Annotated in this window: 14 protein-coding genes; 8 read left to right on the top strand and 6 right to left on the bottom strand. The window is 64.4% G+C overall.

Annotated features, from left to right (window positions below):
- Positions 1-92: 92 nt before the first annotated feature.
- Together ABIA45_RS33945 and ABIA45_RS33940 are read left to right on the top strand one after the other, a co-directional pair.
- On the top strand, positions 93-2,279 hold the full coding sequence (locus tag ABIA45_RS33945) for a murein L,D-transpeptidase (protein WP_404654952.1): 2,187 nt from the start codon (positions 93-95) through the stop codon (positions 2,277-2,279).
- 283 nt (positions 2,280-2,562) lie between these two features.
- Positions 2,563-4,155 carry a DUF882 domain-containing protein gene (locus ABIA45_RS33940; RefSeq protein ID WP_404654950.1) on the top strand — a complete coding sequence of 531 codons (1,593 nt, stop codon included), beginning with the start codon at positions 2,563-2,565 and terminating at the stop codon, positions 4,153-4,155.
- 48 nt (positions 4,156-4,203) lie between these two features.
- Here ABIA45_RS33940 and ABIA45_RS33935 read toward each other — a convergent pair whose 3' ends face one another.
- The 3 genes from ABIA45_RS33935 to ABIA45_RS33925 all read right to left on the bottom strand — a co-directional run bounded on the left by ABIA45_RS33935 (position 4,204) and on the right by ABIA45_RS33925 (position 6,828).
- A complete protein-coding gene (locus tag ABIA45_RS33935; protein WP_157283818.1) occupies positions 4,204-5,970 on the bottom strand; it encodes an adenylate/guanylate cyclase domain-containing protein in 1,767 nt (588 codons plus the stop codon).
- 86 nt (positions 5,971-6,056) lie between these two features.
- A complete protein-coding gene (locus ABIA45_RS33930; protein WP_018641571.1) occupies positions 6,057-6,329 on the bottom strand; it encodes a DUF2312 domain-containing protein in 273 nt (90 codons plus the stop codon).
- Positions 6,330-6,522: 193 nt separating this feature from the next.
- A complete protein-coding gene (locus tag ABIA45_RS33925; RefSeq protein WP_035998652.1) occupies positions 6,523-6,828 on the bottom strand; it encodes a DUF1244 domain-containing protein in 306 nt (101 codons plus the stop codon).
- 154 nt (positions 6,829-6,982) lie between these two features.
- On the opposite strand from ABIA45_RS33925, the gene ABIA45_RS33920 reads away from it, so the two are divergent.
- Together ABIA45_RS33920 and pyk are read left to right on the top strand one after the other, a co-directional pair.
- On the top strand, positions 6,983-7,564 hold the full coding sequence (locus tag ABIA45_RS33920; RefSeq protein ID WP_225187964.1) for a DUF1036 domain-containing protein: 582 nt from the start codon (positions 6,983-6,985) through the stop codon (positions 7,562-7,564).
- Complete coding sequence (pyk, locus tag ABIA45_RS33915) at positions 7,561-8,997, top strand: pyruvate kinase (protein ID WP_404654948.1); 1,437 nt, start codon at positions 7,561-7,563, stop codon at positions 8,995-8,997. The genes ABIA45_RS33920 and pyk overlap by 4 nt, the downstream gene beginning before the upstream one ends.
- A 147-nt stretch (positions 8,998-9,144) precedes the next feature.
- Here pyk and ABIA45_RS33910 read toward each other — a convergent pair whose 3' ends face one another.
- On the bottom strand, positions 9,145-9,825 hold the full coding sequence (locus ABIA45_RS33910; RefSeq protein ID WP_025034128.1) for a TetR/AcrR family transcriptional regulator: 681 nt from the start codon (positions 9,823-9,825) through the stop codon (positions 9,145-9,147).
- Positions 9,826-10,135: 310 nt separating this feature from the next.
- Between ABIA45_RS33910 and ABIA45_RS33905 the strand changes: the two genes are divergently transcribed.
- Together ABIA45_RS33905 and ABIA45_RS33900 are read left to right on the top strand one after the other, a co-directional pair.
- Positions 10,136-10,549: a hypothetical protein gene (locus tag ABIA45_RS33905; RefSeq protein ID WP_404654946.1), complete on the top strand. Its 414-nt coding sequence runs from the start codon at positions 10,136-10,138 to the stop codon at positions 10,547-10,549.
- A 40-nt stretch (positions 10,550-10,589) separates the two neighbouring features.
- Positions 10,590-10,739 carry a hypothetical protein gene (locus ABIA45_RS33900; protein ID WP_404654944.1) on the top strand — a complete coding sequence of 50 codons (150 nt, stop codon included), beginning with the start codon at positions 10,590-10,592 and terminating at the stop codon, positions 10,737-10,739.
- Between the two features lie 151 nt (positions 10,740-10,890).
- Here the strand turns inward: ABIA45_RS33900 and ABIA45_RS33895 are convergent, their stop codons facing one another.
- Both ABIA45_RS33895 and ABIA45_RS33890 read right to left on the bottom strand, forming a co-directional pair.
- A complete protein-coding gene (locus ABIA45_RS33895; protein ID WP_271542969.1) occupies positions 10,891-11,121 on the bottom strand; it encodes a hypothetical protein in 231 nt (76 codons plus the stop codon).
- A 32-nt stretch (positions 11,122-11,153) separates the two neighbouring features.
- Positions 11,154-11,435, bottom strand: a complete 282-nt coding sequence (locus ABIA45_RS33890) for a hypothetical protein (RefSeq protein ID WP_271542967.1) — start codon at positions 11,433-11,435, stop codon at positions 11,154-11,156.
- A 731-nt stretch (positions 11,436-12,166) separates the two neighbouring features.
- On the opposite strand from ABIA45_RS33890, the gene ABIA45_RS33885 reads away from it, so the two are divergent.
- Positions 12,167-12,586 carry a CopG family transcriptional regulator gene (locus tag ABIA45_RS33885; protein WP_271542966.1) on the top strand — a complete coding sequence of 140 codons (420 nt, stop codon included), beginning with the start codon at positions 12,167-12,169 and terminating at the stop codon, positions 12,584-12,586.
- A gap of 3 nt (positions 12,587-12,589) precedes the next feature.
- On the top strand, positions 12,590-13,774 hold the full coding sequence (locus ABIA45_RS33880) for an alpha/beta hydrolase family esterase (RefSeq protein WP_404655794.1): 1,185 nt from the start codon (positions 12,590-12,592) through the stop codon (positions 13,772-13,774).
- Positions 13,775-14,315: the final 541 nt, after the last annotated feature.

Genomic DNA, 14,315 nt, shown 5'->3' with positions numbered 1-14,315 from the left:
TTTCGAGAGGCCGGCGCGGTTTAGCCGAAACATCAATAAGCGATAACGAAGCTGTTCCATGAAGGAACAGTTCACCCGAGGGGTGCGACACAATGCGTGACTGTTTGAACCACCGTGTGGGCTTTGACCGTGTCTTGATGACGGTCGCGGCGACCTTCCTCACGGTGTCGGCCAGCTCGGCCCTGGCGCAGGATCTGCCGCGCAGCAGCGCCGCCGAACTCGCGATCGAAGCCGCGATCCCGCGCCCCGAGCCCGCAAACGTCCCGCCCCCGACTGCAGCAGACATCAAGATCGACACCACCGCGACGCTTCAGGACGGCGCCAAGGAGTCTGCGAAGGCTGACGCGGCACCATCGGCCGCACCCAGACCTTCGGACGTCGCCACTACGCCTGCCACTGACGCGCCCAAGAACGACACAGCCAAAACTGAACCGCCAAAGACGGAACCGGCAAAGACCGAGCCCGCCAAGGCCGACACCGCTACGACAGCACCGACCGCTCCGGCTGCTGCGACCGCTCCGGCCGCCGAGCCGGTGAAAGCCGCAAGCAACGTTCCCGCCGCCGACCAGCCGGTCGCGGACAAGCTCAAGGACATCATCGGCGCCAAGGCCTCGCGGCACTTCGACCGCAAGAACGAACGTGCAGCTATTGAGAAGTTCTACGGCGCGCGCGACTACACGCCGGTCTGGACGCAAGGCGGCAACCTGACTGCCGCGGCCAAGGGTGTAATCGCACGGCTCAAGGATGCGGCCTCCGACGGCCTCAATCCCGCCGACTATCCGGTGCCGGATTTCGCCGCCACGACCCCCGATGCGCTGGCTGATGCCGAGCTCAAGCTCACCGCTAGCATGTTCGACTATGCGCGCCATGCCCAGAGCGGCCGCATGCATTGGTCGCAGGCGAGCGGCGACATTCTCTATCCCGAGCATCCGGTCGATCCCGGCGAAGTGCTCACCAAGGTCACGACGGCGGCGGACGCCTCCGCGGCGCTCGAGAGTTACAACCCGCCGCACAAGCTCTACAAGGAGCTGAAGGCCAAGCTCGCCGAGCTGCGCGGCCAGGGCAGCGGTCCGGCGATCGAGATCGCCGACGGCCCCGCGTTGAAATACACCCCGGCCGGCAAGAAGCAGGCCGAGATCGTCGTGGAAGATCCGCGCGTGCCGCAGCTGCGCGCCAAGCTCGGCCTCGCCGAGAACGCGGGCGACACCCGCTATGACGCGGCGGTCGCCGAAGCCGTGCGCAAATTCCAGAGCGGCGCTGAGTTGAAGGCGACCGGCATCCTCGACGACAAAACGGTGAAGGCGCTCAACACCCCCAAGCGCGACAAGCAGATCGACGTGGTGCTGGTGAACATGGAACGCTGGCGCTGGCTGCCGCGCGAGCTCGGCGCGCCGTCGCTGGGTGATGCCTATGTCATCCTCAACATTCCCGATTTCACTTTGAAAGTGATGCAACGCGGCCAGCAGGTCTGGACCACACGCGTCGTCACCGGCAAGCCGGGCAAGCAAGCCACCCCGCTCCTCACCGAGACGATGAAGTACATCACGGTGAACCCGACCTGGAATGTGCCGCCATCCATCGTTTACAACGAGTACCTGCCGGCATTGCAGCAGGACCCGACCGTGCTTCAACGCATGGGCCTGAGGCTTGAGCAAAACCGCGACGGCTCGGTGCACATTTCGCAGCCGCCGGGCGAAGCCAACGCGCTCGGCCGCATCCGCTTCAACTTCCCGAACAAGTTCCTCGTCTATCAACACGACACGCCGGACAAGCACTTATTCGCCAAGGAAGAGCGCGCCTTCAGCCATGGCTGCATGCGCGTGCAGAATCCGGATCAGTACGCCTCCGTTCTACTCAACATCGTCATGCCGAACGAGAAGTACACGCCGGAGCGCATCCGCAGCATGTACGGCAAGAGCGAGATCGACCTGAAATTCCCGACGCCGATTCCGGTCAACATCACCTATCAGACCGCGTTCGTGGATGAGGCCGGCAAGCTGCAATTCCGCAAGGACGTCTATGGTCGCGACGCGGTCATGATCAACGTCCTGAAGAACAATCGCGGCAAGGACCTCGAGGCCGTCGTGGCACATTCCCAGCCGAGCTATTCGCGTCCGGCGACGACGCTGCCCGCAGGAGTGGCCGTGGCCAACAACGGCAGCGGCTTCGGCTCGTCCGGGCCGAACTTCTTCGAGCGGCTGTTCGGGGCGCCCACCCAGGCCGTGCCGCCGGCACCGGTTGGCCGCCGTCCGCAACAGCAGCGGGTGTTTACCCGCTGACGCCCGTCCGGCACTCGTTTTCCTGAAATTCTACAACGAAATGAGCGACCCCATCCCCCGATGGGGTCGTCTGACTTAACCATGTCCCACCGTCTACCCGGGCAGTGGGCGTTTTTTTGCCACAGTCAACCGGTTAGGATCGTATTCTGACTTGGTTTGGGGGCGAGAAGGTCAACCTCAAATTAACCTTCTCGCTTTAAGAAAGCGTTCATCCTCTTTCGCGCTGCTAACGGGGTTGGCGGGAGAGTCCATTTGAACGCTCGTCGACTGGGTGGGCTCATACGTGCTGACTTGTCTCGCACGCCAATTCGCTGTGCTGTCGTTGTCCCATGCGGGCGTGAAGGCCGGGTCCCGAATCGGCCTTGCCGCTGCATTGCTGCTTGCGGCGGCCGGTTCGGTTCATGACGCCGCCGCGCTGAACGAGACCAAGACGCTCTCGTTCCACCACACCCATTCCGGCGAAGACCTCACCGTCACCTTCAAGCGCGACGGGCGCTACGACGAAGCGGCGCTGAAGCAGCTCAACCATTTCCTGCGCGACTGGCGCAGCCAGGAGCAGACGGTGATGGACCGTCGCCTGTTCGACATCCTCTGGGAAGTCTACAAGGACGTCGACGGCAAGCAGCCGATCCAGATCATCTCCGCCTACCGCTCTCCCGCCACCAACGCCATGCTCCGCCGACGCTCCTCCGGCGTGGCGCGCTTCAGCCAGCACACGCTGGGCCATGCAATGGACTTCTACATCCCCGGCGTGCCGCTGGAGCAGATCCGCTTCGCCGGCCTGCGCCTGCAGCGCGGCGGTGTCGGTTTCTATCCGACCTCGGGCTCGCCCTTCGTGCATCTCGACACCGGCAGTGTCCGGCACTGGCCGCGCATGACGCATGACCAGCTCGCCCGTGTATTCCCGGATGGAAAGACGGTGCATCTGCCGACCGACGGCACGCCGCTGAAGAACTATGAGCTCGCCAAGGCCGAGATCGAGCGACGCGGCAGCGGCGACGATGCCGGCAGCAAGCCGAATTTCTTCGCCGCCTTGTTCAGGAGCAAGCCGGCAGCTCCGGCCGCCAGCGACGAGGATGACGAGGGCGCGCCCGCCCCGGCCGCAAAGCCGGCGGCACCGACCGTCGTCGCAGCCGCCGCCAAGCCCGCCGAGCCGGTGCCGACGCCGCGCGCCAAGCCGCAGATCGCCGCAACCATCCAGCTCGCCTCGGCCGATGCGCAGATCGTCGCGCCGCCCAAGCCGAAGCCCGCCCCCGTGGCTGACAAGCCCGCTTCCGGCAAGCCGGAGACCCCGGCCGACATCATCAATGCGCGCGGTTTCTGGGATGACGTTCCGGCCACGCCGCAGCAAGCGACGCCGGCGCAGGTCGCCGCGCTGAAGGCGCGCCAGGCGCTGGCCGCGGCCACCGATCCGCAGCCAACCGCGAGCGTGTCCAACGCGGCCCTCCAAGCCCTGGCTTTCGCGCCGGCGGCCTCCCCGGTCGACCGCGCCAATGTCGTCGCCGCCTCCGCGCCGATCCCGCGCACCGCCCGCCCCCGCAGCCTGGCTCAGGCGACGGAGATCAACACGGTGGTCGGCAAGAGCATCGACGGCAGGATCGCAACCGCGACCCGTCTCTCCGCGGCCAAGGGCGAGAGCATCTGGCTCAAGATCGTGATGCTGTCGCCGAGCGCCAGCCGCGCGATGTCGGTGACGCTGATGGGCGAGCTCGATACCGCGGCGCTGCGCGGCTATTTCGTCAAGCCGAAGGCCGTGCTCGCGATGGGCTTCTCCGACGACCCGATGCAGGGCCTGTCCTGCGACAATTTCTCGGGCAGCGCGACCGCAAAGCTCGAGACGACGTCGTTCGTCATGCGCACCGCCGCGCTGCGCTGAGTCCTCTGTACCCGCAAAACTCTCTCTGTTCGTCCTTGCCCGGGTCGATCAAGCCGGCAAGCCGGCCGCGATGAGGCCGGCCTCGTGACGCTGCCGGTCGGGCTCGCGCTTGTAGTGCAGCGTCGCAAGATAAGCTGCCACCGAGAATCCCGGTTCGCGCTTCAAGACCTCGGCGGCGTGAGCGCCGGCCGCGATCGCGTTCTTCATCTGCGCGAATGTCGCCGCCAGGAACGCGTGATGGGTATAGTCGGGGCGCGTGATCCTTGAAAACGCCTCGGCGGCCTCGGCGTATTTCTCCGCGCAATAATAGGCGCGGCCCAGGTGGCTCCAGAAGCGCTCGGGATGATAGGGGTTGAGACGCATCGCTCTCCTGATCCAGTCGATGCCTTCCTCCGGCAGGCCCAGCCAGGTCAGAAGCTCTCCCTGTTGCACGACGACGAGGTCGTAGTTCGGATTGAGGGCGAGTGCACGCTCCTGGTGATAGGTGGCCTTTTCGTAGTCGTGTCGCGTCAGATTGAGCGCGGCGAGAATTCGGTGCACGTCCGCGTCGTTGTCGTCGAGCGCCAACGCAATTTCCAGCTCCGAAGCAACCTGCTCGAAGGTCGCCTCGCGGTCGGCGCACCAGCCATAGATCCAGCACTGACCGAGCACGCATGCCTTCCAGGCATGAGCGTGGGCATAATTCGGATCCATGGCCAGCGCGCGGTTGAGCAGCGTCTGCGCCTGAGCGTTGTCGTCGCGGGTTGACCGATGATGCAGGAGCTTTGCGGCCAGCACGCATTCGTAAGCGGGCATGTTGTCGGTCGGCTTGCGCTTGGTGCGGTCGTGCGTTGCGGCTTCTACCCGCCCCGGCAACGTCGCCACGATCGCGCGGGTCATCTCGTCCTGGATGGCGAAGATATCCCGGAGCTCGCGGTCGTAGCGTTCGGCCCAGATATGGCGATCGGTCTCTGCATCGATCAGCTGAACAGTGACGCGGACGCGCTCGCCGGCCTTGCGAACGCTGCCCTCGATGACATAGTCGACTCCGAACTCACGGCCGATGTCCTGGACCTTTACGGCCTTGCCCTTGTAGACGAACGTCGAGTTGCGGGAGATGACGAGCAGGTCGTGGAAGCGCGAAAGCTCGGTGATGATGTCCTCGGTGAGACCGTCAGCGAAGAACTCCTGCTCCGGATCGCCGCTCATATTGGCGAACGGCAGCACGGCGATGGACGGCTTCTTCGAAACACCCGGCGGTGTCAGAGCACGATTGGACCCGTCAGGCAGGCTTGCGGGCCCCTCCGCCAGCCGAATGCGGAAGATGCGGATCGGACGGGCGATGTTCTTGACGCTCTGTTCGCCGAGATCATCGAACTGAACGCCGTCGAGCCGGTCGCCGACCTGATCGCGCACCGCGCCGGAGACGCAGATTCCTCCGGGCTCGGCCAGCGTCTCCAGCCGCGCCGCGACGTTGACGCCATCGCCGAATATGTCGTTCTGATCGACGATGACGTCGCCGAGATTGATGCCGATGCGGAATTGGATCCACCGCGGCGGCGGGACGTCGGCATTGCGCCGCGCCATGCGGCGCTGAACCTCGGCCGCACATAGCACGGCATCGACGACGCTGTGGAATTCCGCGAGCATGCCGTCGCCGGTCGTCTTGATGATACGGCCGCGATTCTTGGCAATGGCGGGATCGATGAGCTCGACACGATGGGTCTTGAGGCGCGCAAGAGTGCCGGCCTCGTCGACCTCCATCAGCCGGCTGAAGCCGACCATGTCGGCAGCGAGAACCGCGGCAAGCCTGCGCTCTGGTCCCGGCACATCCATCGCTCGGTCCCTTCGCCGAGCAACCTAGCAGATGCCGAGATTTTGCCCAAGCTTGGTGCGCTGCAACGCCGACCGGGCGGGGCGCCTCAGAGCATCCCCAGCGCCTGCATGTAGGTCTCGAGGATGGTCTCGGCCTCGGCGCGCTCGTTGGGGTCCTGCTTGCGCAGGCGCACGATGGTGCGCAGCGCCTTGACGTCATAGCCGTTGCCCTTGCTTTCGGCATAGACGTCGCGGATGTCGTCGGAGATCGCCTTCTTCTCTTCCTCCAGCCGCTCGATGCGCTCGATGATGGATTTGAGCTGGTCCTTGGCGAATTTCGTCGCGGGCTCGTCGTCGCGGACGGCGGCGGAGGTGGCCATCTTGGTACTCCCAATGGAACTGGCAAAACGAGGTGACGCCGGCATCCCTCACCGCGCGTGCTGGGTAGACCCTTAGGGTCGGCGCTCCCAGCGTTCAAGCAAGCATCACGCTCGTCCACAGCGCGCCCACACCTTCCTGCGCCGACGCACAGAGCTGTTGTGTGGTGCGACTCAGGGCCCGGCGATGGGCCGTTCAATGCCCGTGGGGATGGACCTTCTTCATCGCCTCGAGCTGCTCGGGCGTGGCCGTGCCCTGGTGCTTCGCCTTCCAGGTCTCATAGGGCATGCCGTAGACGGCCTCCCGGCTCTCGTCCTTGCTCAAGGCGACGCCCTGGGCGTCCGCGGCGTCCTTGAGCCAGTTGGACAGGCAATTGCGGCAGAAGCCGGCCAGATTCATCAGATCGATGTTCTGGACGTCGGTGCGGCTCCGCAGATGCTCGACCAGGCGCCGAAAAGCGGCCGCCTCGAGCTCCGTTCTGGTTTTGTCGTCGATCGCCATGGCTGTCTTCCTCAAGGTCCGTTCCGGGGCAGGGTTACGGGATCAGGTGGGGTCTTGTCACAGATTTTGCCATATCGCGGCGCAAAGGGGCCACTGCCCGGCTGCCCCCGGCCCAACGCCAAATCGTCAATGATCTGGTATAGCTTCCGCGACAATGACTGCCGAATCTCCCCGCTCCCTACTTTACCTGCTCGCCCGGTTGGTCCCGGTGCTGGTGGTCGCCCTGGCGTGCCTCTACGCCGGCCCGGCCTCCGCCGATTTCCGCCTCTGCAACAACACGTCGAGCCGGGTCGGGATCGCGCTCGGCTACAAGGACGCCGAGGGCTGGACCACCGAGGGCTGGTGGAACATCTCGTCCCGCTCCTGCGAGACGCTGCTGCGCGGCACGCTGGTCGCCCGGTACTACTACATCTACGCCATCGACTACGACCGCGGCGGCGAATGGTCGGGCCAGGCCTTCATGTGCTCCCGCGACAAGGAGTTCACCATCCGCGGCACCGAGGATTGCCTGGCGCGCGGCTATGACCGCACCGGCTATTTCGAGGTCGACACCGGCGAGCAGCGCGCCTGGACGGTGCAGCTGACCGACGCCAACGAACAGCCGGCGCAGCAGCGCGTGCCTGGCCTGCCCGGCCCGGTGGGCCCGGGCGGCGTTCCGGGTTTGCCCAATAGCCCGCCCGGTGCTACGCCCCCGGGCTCGCCCGGCCTGCCACCCCCGTCTGGAAATAAGCCATGAGGCGCCTTCGCCGTATCAAGATTCTCGCGACCCTGGGACCAGCCTCTTCAGACCTCGCGATGATCCGCCGCCTGTTCGAGGCCGGCGCCGACCTGTTCCGCATCAACATGAGCCACACCCCGCATGACAAGATGCGGGAGCTGGTGGCGACGATCCGCAACGTCGAGAGCAGCTACGGCCGGCCGATCGGCATCCTGGTCGACCTGCAGGGCCCGAAGCTGAGACTGGGCGCCTTTGCCGAAGGGGCGATCCAGCTCCAGAACGGGCAGACCTTCACGCTGGATTCCGACAAGACGCCCGGCGATGCCACGCGCGTCCAGCTCCCGCATCCGGAGATCCTGGCGGCGCTCAGGCCCGGCCATGCGCTGCTGCTCGACGACGGCAAGGTGCGGCTGATCGCGGAGGAGACCTCGAAGGAGCATGCGGTGACGCGTGTCGTGGTCGGCGGCAAGATGAGCGACCGCAAGGGCGTCAGCCTGCCCGACACCGATTTGCCGGTCTCGGCGATGACGCCCAAGGACCGCGCCGACCTCGAGGCCGCCCTCGTCACCGGCGTCGACTGGATCGCGCTGTCCTTCGTGCAGCGCGCCGACGACGTCATCGAGGCCAAGAAGATGATCCGCGGCCGTGCCGCCGTGATGGCCAAGATCGAGAAGCCGCAGGCGATCGACCGCCTCGCCGACATCATCGAGGCTTCCGATGCGCTGATGGTGGCGCGCGGCGACCTCGGCGTCGAGCTGCCGCTGGAGCGGGTGCCGAGCCTGCAGAAGCAGATGACGCGGATGGCGCGCCGCGCCGGCAAGCCGGTGGTGATCGCGACCCAGATGCTGGAATCGATGATCCAGTCGCCGGTGCCGACCCGCGCCGAGGTCTCCGACGTCGCCACCGCGGTCTATGAGGGCGCCGACGCCATCATGCTGTCGGCGGAATCGGCGGCCGGCAAATTCCCGGTCGAGGCGGTCTCCACCATGAACCGCATCGGCGAGGAGGTCGAACGCGATCCGACCTACCGTTCGGTGATCATGGCCCAGCGCCCGGCGCCGGAATCCACCGCGGGCGATGCCATCGCCGACGCCGCGCGGCAGATCGCCGAGACGCTCGACCTGCCCGCCCTGATCTGCTGGACCTCATCGGGCTCGACCGCCGTGCGCGTGGCGCGCGAGCGGCCGAAGCCGCCGATCGTGGCGATCACCCCGAACATCACCGCCGGCCGCAGGCTCGCCGTGGTCTGGGGCGTGCACTGCGTCGTGGCCGAGGACGCGCGCGACCAGGACGACATGGTGGGCCGCGCCGGGCAGATCGCATTCCGCGACGGTTTCGTCCGCGCCGGCCAGCGCGTCATCATCGTCGCCGGCGTGCCGCTCGGCATCCCCGGCACCACCAACATGGTGCGCATCGCCTCGGTCGGCCCCGAGGGCGACGCCAACATGTGAGGCCCCCCGGGGCGGCCAAACAAAAAGTTGAAAAACAACCCCATGCACAGTAGCCGGCCGCTCTGGCCGGTTTTGCCGGGATTTTACGAAAAGGCACGCTCAGGCAATGGCCTGAGCGTGGCCGCCACCGCACACGCGGGGCGATCTTTACGCCCCGACCAAAGCCTTGGTCGTCGGCAGCAGCGTCTGCTGGACCACGAGGCCGCGGGCGCGGGCGTCCATGACGCCGACGGCGCGCAGCGCCAGCAGCGTCACGGTCTGCACCGCATCGCGCATCTTGACGGGATCATCGAGATTGTCGGGCGCGAGCGGGCCGACCAGCGCCTCATGCAGCGCGCCGAGCAAGGCGGTGGCGGCGAGCGCGGTGTCCTGCGCCGGCAGATGGCCGGCGCGCACGGCTGCGTCGATCCGGCCAGCGATCTCCCCGGCGATCTCGCGCCGGCTGGCAAGCCGGGAGGCGCTGACATCGACATCAACAGGCTCGGCCAGGATGCCCCAGGCCAGCCTGCGCTGCGACAGCGTATGCACCGCCACGGTGGTCACCGCGGCCGCCAGCGCCGAGGACGGCCCCGGCGCGGCATCGGCCGCCCTTCGGATCGCCGCGAGCTCGTCGCGGGAGACCTCGGCAATGAGCTCGGAGATCAGCTCGGCCTTAGAAGGGAAATAACGGTAGACCGTGCCCGCTGCGACATTGGCCCGGACCGCGACCGGCGCGATCTGCACCGCCGCCATCCCGCCTTCCGCCGCCGCCTCCCGCGCTGCCGCCAGAATGGCGCTGCGCCGCGCCGCAAGGCGCTTCACCACTTGATGCGTCCGCCGATAAACCATGGCGCGCTTCCTGTCCCACACGCCGGCCGCACGCCCTGCGGCCCGACGCTTCTCACGCAATAGATGCAAATCGCCCCGCAAGGACTGAACAACTATTCAGGGTGAATGACAAGATGCAAATGCGTGAAGCGCCATGGTGGGCGGACGGGGACGCCACGGCTGCGCTGGCGGGCGCGTAAGCTTTCGTTCTGCAACGCACTCCGCCCTCATTCTCGTTTCCGAAGTCCGCAATCTCTACGTGTCAACTCAGAAAGTTCTCGCAAGGATTCATGCAACCTTAACTGGCTCTCCCTAGTCATGCGGTTGTAAATTGGAATTCGGCAATGCGTTTCACGAGCGGGCTTTCTGCGTTGAGCGATCCGGCTCTGCTCCTGATGTTCCCGGCGCACATGGCGCCTTGATGCTGGAACGCGCGGCGATTTCCTCCGGCCTGCGGGAGGTCATGTCCCTGCCCGCGGCCGGGAGGCTGCGGCGATCATGGACGGCGAAGCTGCGCGGCAATGCGCTTGCCGCCATCACCGTTGTCGTCTGCTCGATGCTGGCAGGCGCGCTCTACACCCTGGCCATGGGCGAGGACGTCAGCTGGGATTGGCAGAACTACCACGAATACAATGTCTGGGCCGTTCTCAACGGCCGCTATGGGATCGATGTGGTCGCGCCGGGCTTGGCTCTTCTTATAACCTATTCGGAGAGAATCTTGCTCGCGGCTCTGGCCGAACTCTGAGCCTGACGACCTGTACGAGAGCCCCGTGGGACGGCGACACATGGACTTTGAAAAGGCGGCAGCACTGGCGACGCTAGGGGTCGAGCTCATGTCCGAGCGGCAGGCGCGCATAGTGCGCAAATCCACAATCAGCAATCCCTGCTTAATGTCCGTTCATGGGCTTGAATCGATGGTCTCCGCTGGCGAGTAGGATATCAGACCAATAAAGAATGTCGCATTTTGGCCCGTCACCGACCATAGCTCAGAGCACCGTGTCGTCTGCTTCCGGTAGGTGAGCCGACCACCGTGATGCGAGCTCACGGGCAGCCTTTGACCCAACTCCGTCGAAGGATTAGGTTGATTTACGCGGCGCGATCCTTGTCGGACTGTTCCTTGACTGCGGTCGCGGTTTCTTCGAACCCCTTTTCGTAATTGCCCGCAAACCGTTCGATGCTGTCGGCCCACATCCTCAGCATTGAGACCTGAAAGTGCATAATCGGCTTCAAGGCAATCATACCGATTTCTGTCGCGGCGGTTGTGCGCTTTTGGGCGTCGCGCGCGAGACGGTCTGAGTTAGAGGTGTTGTCTGCCATGACTTGCTCCTTGTCCGGTGATTAACCCAAAGCTAGTTGCCAGGTTGTGCACCACGTGATGCTAACCGTTCGGCCAAAGCCTGATCTGCCGCGAGTGTAGCGCGTCGGTCGTCATGCAGTTCGTCCAGCTTTTTCAAGTAAGCGACCGCTGCTGTTTGCAAGAGATCGAAATCATATTCGCCGGAATCACGAAGATTGGTGACGTAGCGAAAGAGGGCGGAACGCCTGTTATCGTCCTCACTGATGCCACTATGGAGCAGCAAGTAGTTCCGCCAAGCAAACGCACATGCGCCTTCTATGGCCTGAGAAGTCATGGGCACCTCCCGAAGTCAGAGAAAGACTGATGAGTCAATTCGTTCCGCGATTTTCCAGATGTAATGTTGTTCCGTAGGTCAACCGCAAGGTGTTTCGCGAAGGTGACAGTGCTGCAATCGACGACGTCCCTCGAGGCGGATGCGAGGACTCGACGCTCTCGGCAGAAGAAACAAGGTCCACCAAGGATCGAACCTGCATCTGAATCATCACCCCGTAGCGGTATGCACTTCATCGTGCACCCTGATGCGCGGCGATCTCCCTTTGTTAGTTCTACAGCGAACGACGACTTCAAAGACCTGTCGCTCGCCGCCAATGTACTCGCCTGCATGGGAAAGGATTGGGCGGCATATCCGACCAAAGGCGCAGCGCTGTCCTAATTTGAATTCTTGGCCGCGTCTAAGGAGGCCTGCCATGGAGCGCGTCATTCACATGAGAATATCCGCCTAGCCCGGCGATTTCTCGAGAGGAACAGAATGAGGCAAGCGGGGCCCAATCGAAAGCTCCTAGCCGCAAGGAGAAGCCAGAGAGTGCCCGCAACGCCGCGTGGAAGCTAGTTTCGCCAGGAATTTGTCTGGCCTCCATGAAGCGGCGACCGCTCTCGACGTGAGACGGCCCACCCACGCGAGCTGCTCGTCCAGGATCATTTGAATGGCTTCCCTTGAAAAACGCTGGCGAACATCCAACTAACATCCAATCACCATCCAGCTGGATGGTAAGGGGATGTTTCGCTATGGCTGCTAACGTGCACGAGCTGCGACCCAAGGCCCCCGACACCGAGAAGATCACGATCAACCTTGGCTACGTTGACCTCGGTCATGTCGATCTTATGGTGCAGGAAGGGTTCTATTCGAACCGGACCGATTTCATCCGGACAGCAATCCGCAACCAGCTCGAGCGACACAGAGAGGTCGTCAGACAGTCCACGGCCCGGAAGAACCTGGACCTCGGGCTCCGCCATTACACTCGCGAGGACCTCGAAGCGGCGCGGCGCGCCGGCGAGATGCTGCAAATCAATGTTTTGGGCTTGGCCACCATCGCCCAGGACGTCACTCCCGCGTTGGCTCGCGCCACAATCGCGTCGGTCTCGGTGCTGGGGGCGCTTCACGCCACTCCCGCGGTCAAGGCCGCTCTCGCCGACAGAACAAGGTGAATGATGCTGAATCAAGACATAGTCCGCGAAGCAACCCGCCTCACGCGTGCCGGCCAACTAGTTGAGGCCACCGCACTGCTGGAGCGCATGCTCCAGGGCGGCATTGCTCCAACACCGGACTGGCGCAGCGCCACTCAGGCTCAGCTCCCGCGGTGCGATCCGCTTACCATCGACGCCACGGCCGACGTTGTCGAGGAGCGGAAAGCTCCGCAGATTGCGCCGGCCCGCTCTGGTCAGGGACTCAGACCCTCCTTACTGCGCGACGGCATGCGGGATGTTTCCGGGCTCCGCCTGCGAAGTCCGATCGCACGCGCTCCTCTGTCCCCATCGGACATCGTGCCGGAGGGCACACGGTTCATCGCCGGCCAGTTCAGTAACGTCGCGGGAAGCCGGACCTATAAGCTGTTCATCCCAAGCCGCTATCAGGAACAACGGCTTCCCCTGATCGTCATGCTTCACGGCTGCACCCAGTCGCCGGACGATTTCGCGGCCGGCACCCGGATGAACTTTCTGGCGGAAGAGCAGAATTGCTTGGTGGCCTATCCTGAGCAGCCGAGCGGAGCCAACCAGTCGAAGTGCTGGAACTGGTTTCGCACGAGCGACCAGCGCCGCGGCGGGGGCGAGCCCTCGATAATCGCCGGCATTACCCGCCAGATCATGCGCGACCATGTGATCGATCCGAAGCGCGTATACGTCGCGGGTCTGTCGGCCGGCGGGGCCGCCGCCGCCATCATGGGCGCAACGTATAGCGACCTGTATGCGGCCGTCGGTATTCATTCAGGCCTCGCGTGCGGAGCCGCGAGTGATCTTTCCTCCGCGTTCATCGCCATGCGGCAGGGAGGCGGCTCCAGGGCAATTGCGGACATTTCTGTGCCGACCATCGTTTTCCATGGCGATCGCGACACAACGGTGCATCCAAATAATGGCGATCAGATTATCGAGCAGTCCGCCAGCGCAACGAGGTCGACTAGGAAGGTGCTTCGTGGACGCGTACCCCACGGCCATTCCTATACTCGCACCATCCTGATCGACGGGGCCGGCCGGGCGATTTCCGAACACTGGAACATCGATGGCGCCGGACACGCGTGGTCAGGCGGTAGCCCCGCTGGGTCCTACACTGATCCGCAAGGGCCGGATGCGACCAGGGAAATATTGCGCTTCTTCCTCGAGCATTCGCTCAGTGGATAGTCAGGGCGCTCAGGTTGTCCTCGAGCACATCGCCGAGCTCCCGGATCAGTTTGGCGTCCGAAGCCGGCCTGTATCCGCCAGCGCGGGCGCGACGGCGAGAAACAGATCGCATAGATCTCCGGTCGGTTGGGGCCATCCTCGCGGCAACGTTCGGCGATCTGCCATCCGTCGATGCCTTCGGGCAGCTTGACGTCCGTGATGAGGGTCGGCGACCCGCCGTTGCGTACCACGCCTACGGCTCTGCGCCGTCACCCACATGGATGACCTCGTACTCTTCCTCTCCTCCACCAAGAACCGCTGGTACTACTGCTAGTGCTAGAGCACCAACTCGCTCCAGCGATATGGCCCATCATGGTCGCCGCAATTTAAGGCGATCTGGAGAGAACAACGAGCGGAGGGCTGATTGTTCTCAGACTGACGCCGATGTTTGCTACCAAAGATCAGGGTCGACATCGTAGAACGTGCGATTGGTCTCAGTTCATGCGGCACCCAACAGCACGGAATTGGAACGCCACGTCACCAAGCCTGTTGTCATTTCAGA

The sequence above is a fragment of the Bradyrhizobium sp. USDA 336 genome (assembly GCF_044908355.1).
GTDB lineage: Bacteria > Pseudomonadota > Alphaproteobacteria > Rhizobiales > Xanthobacteraceae > Bradyrhizobium > Bradyrhizobium yuanmingense.
The sequence above is the reverse complement of the archived record's forward strand: the minus strand, read 5'-3'. Positions and strand labels throughout refer to the sequence as shown.

Coding starts and splice junctions, on each gene's coding strand:
- ABIA45_RS33945 (WP_404654952.1), top strand. CDS start 93: ATGCGTGACTGTTTGAACCACCGTGTGGGCTTTGACCGTGTCTTGATG.
- ABIA45_RS33885 (WP_271542966.1), top strand. CDS start 12,167: ATGGCTGCTAACGTGCACGAGCTGCGACCCAAGGCCCCCGACACCGAG.
- ABIA45_RS33900 (WP_404654944.1), top strand. CDS start 10,590: ATGGACTTTGAAAAGGCGGCAGCACTGGCGACGCTAGGGGTCGAGCTC.
- ABIA45_RS33880 (WP_404655794.1), top strand. CDS start 12,590: ATGCTGAATCAAGACATAGTCCGCGAAGCAACCCGCCTCACGCGTGCC.
- ABIA45_RS33925 (WP_035998652.1), bottom strand. CDS start 6,828: ATGGCGATCGACGACAAAACCAGAACGGAGCTCGAGGCGGCCGCTTTT.
- ABIA45_RS33890 (WP_271542967.1), bottom strand. CDS start 11,435: ATGACTTCTCAGGCCATAGAAGGCGCATGTGCGTTTGCTTGGCGGAAC.
- ABIA45_RS33920 (WP_225187964.1), top strand. CDS start 6,983: ATGACTGCCGAATCTCCCCGCTCCCTACTTTACCTGCTCGCCCGGTTG.
- ABIA45_RS33895 (WP_271542969.1), bottom strand. CDS start 11,121: ATGGCAGACAACACCTCTAACTCAGACCGTCTCGCGCGCGACGCCCAA.
- pyk (WP_404654948.1), top strand. CDS start 7,561: ATGAGGCGCCTTCGCCGTATCAAGATTCTCGCGACCCTGGGACCAGCC.
- ABIA45_RS33935 (WP_157283818.1), bottom strand. CDS start 5,970: ATGGATGTGCCGGGACCAGAGCGCAGGCTTGCCGCGGTTCTCGCTGCC.
- ABIA45_RS33930 (WP_018641571.1), bottom strand. CDS start 6,329: ATGGCCACCTCCGCCGCCGTCCGCGACGACGAGCCCGCGACGAAATTC.
- ABIA45_RS33910 (WP_025034128.1), bottom strand. CDS start 9,825: ATGGTTTATCGGCGGACGCATCAAGTGGTGAAGCGCCTTGCGGCGCGG.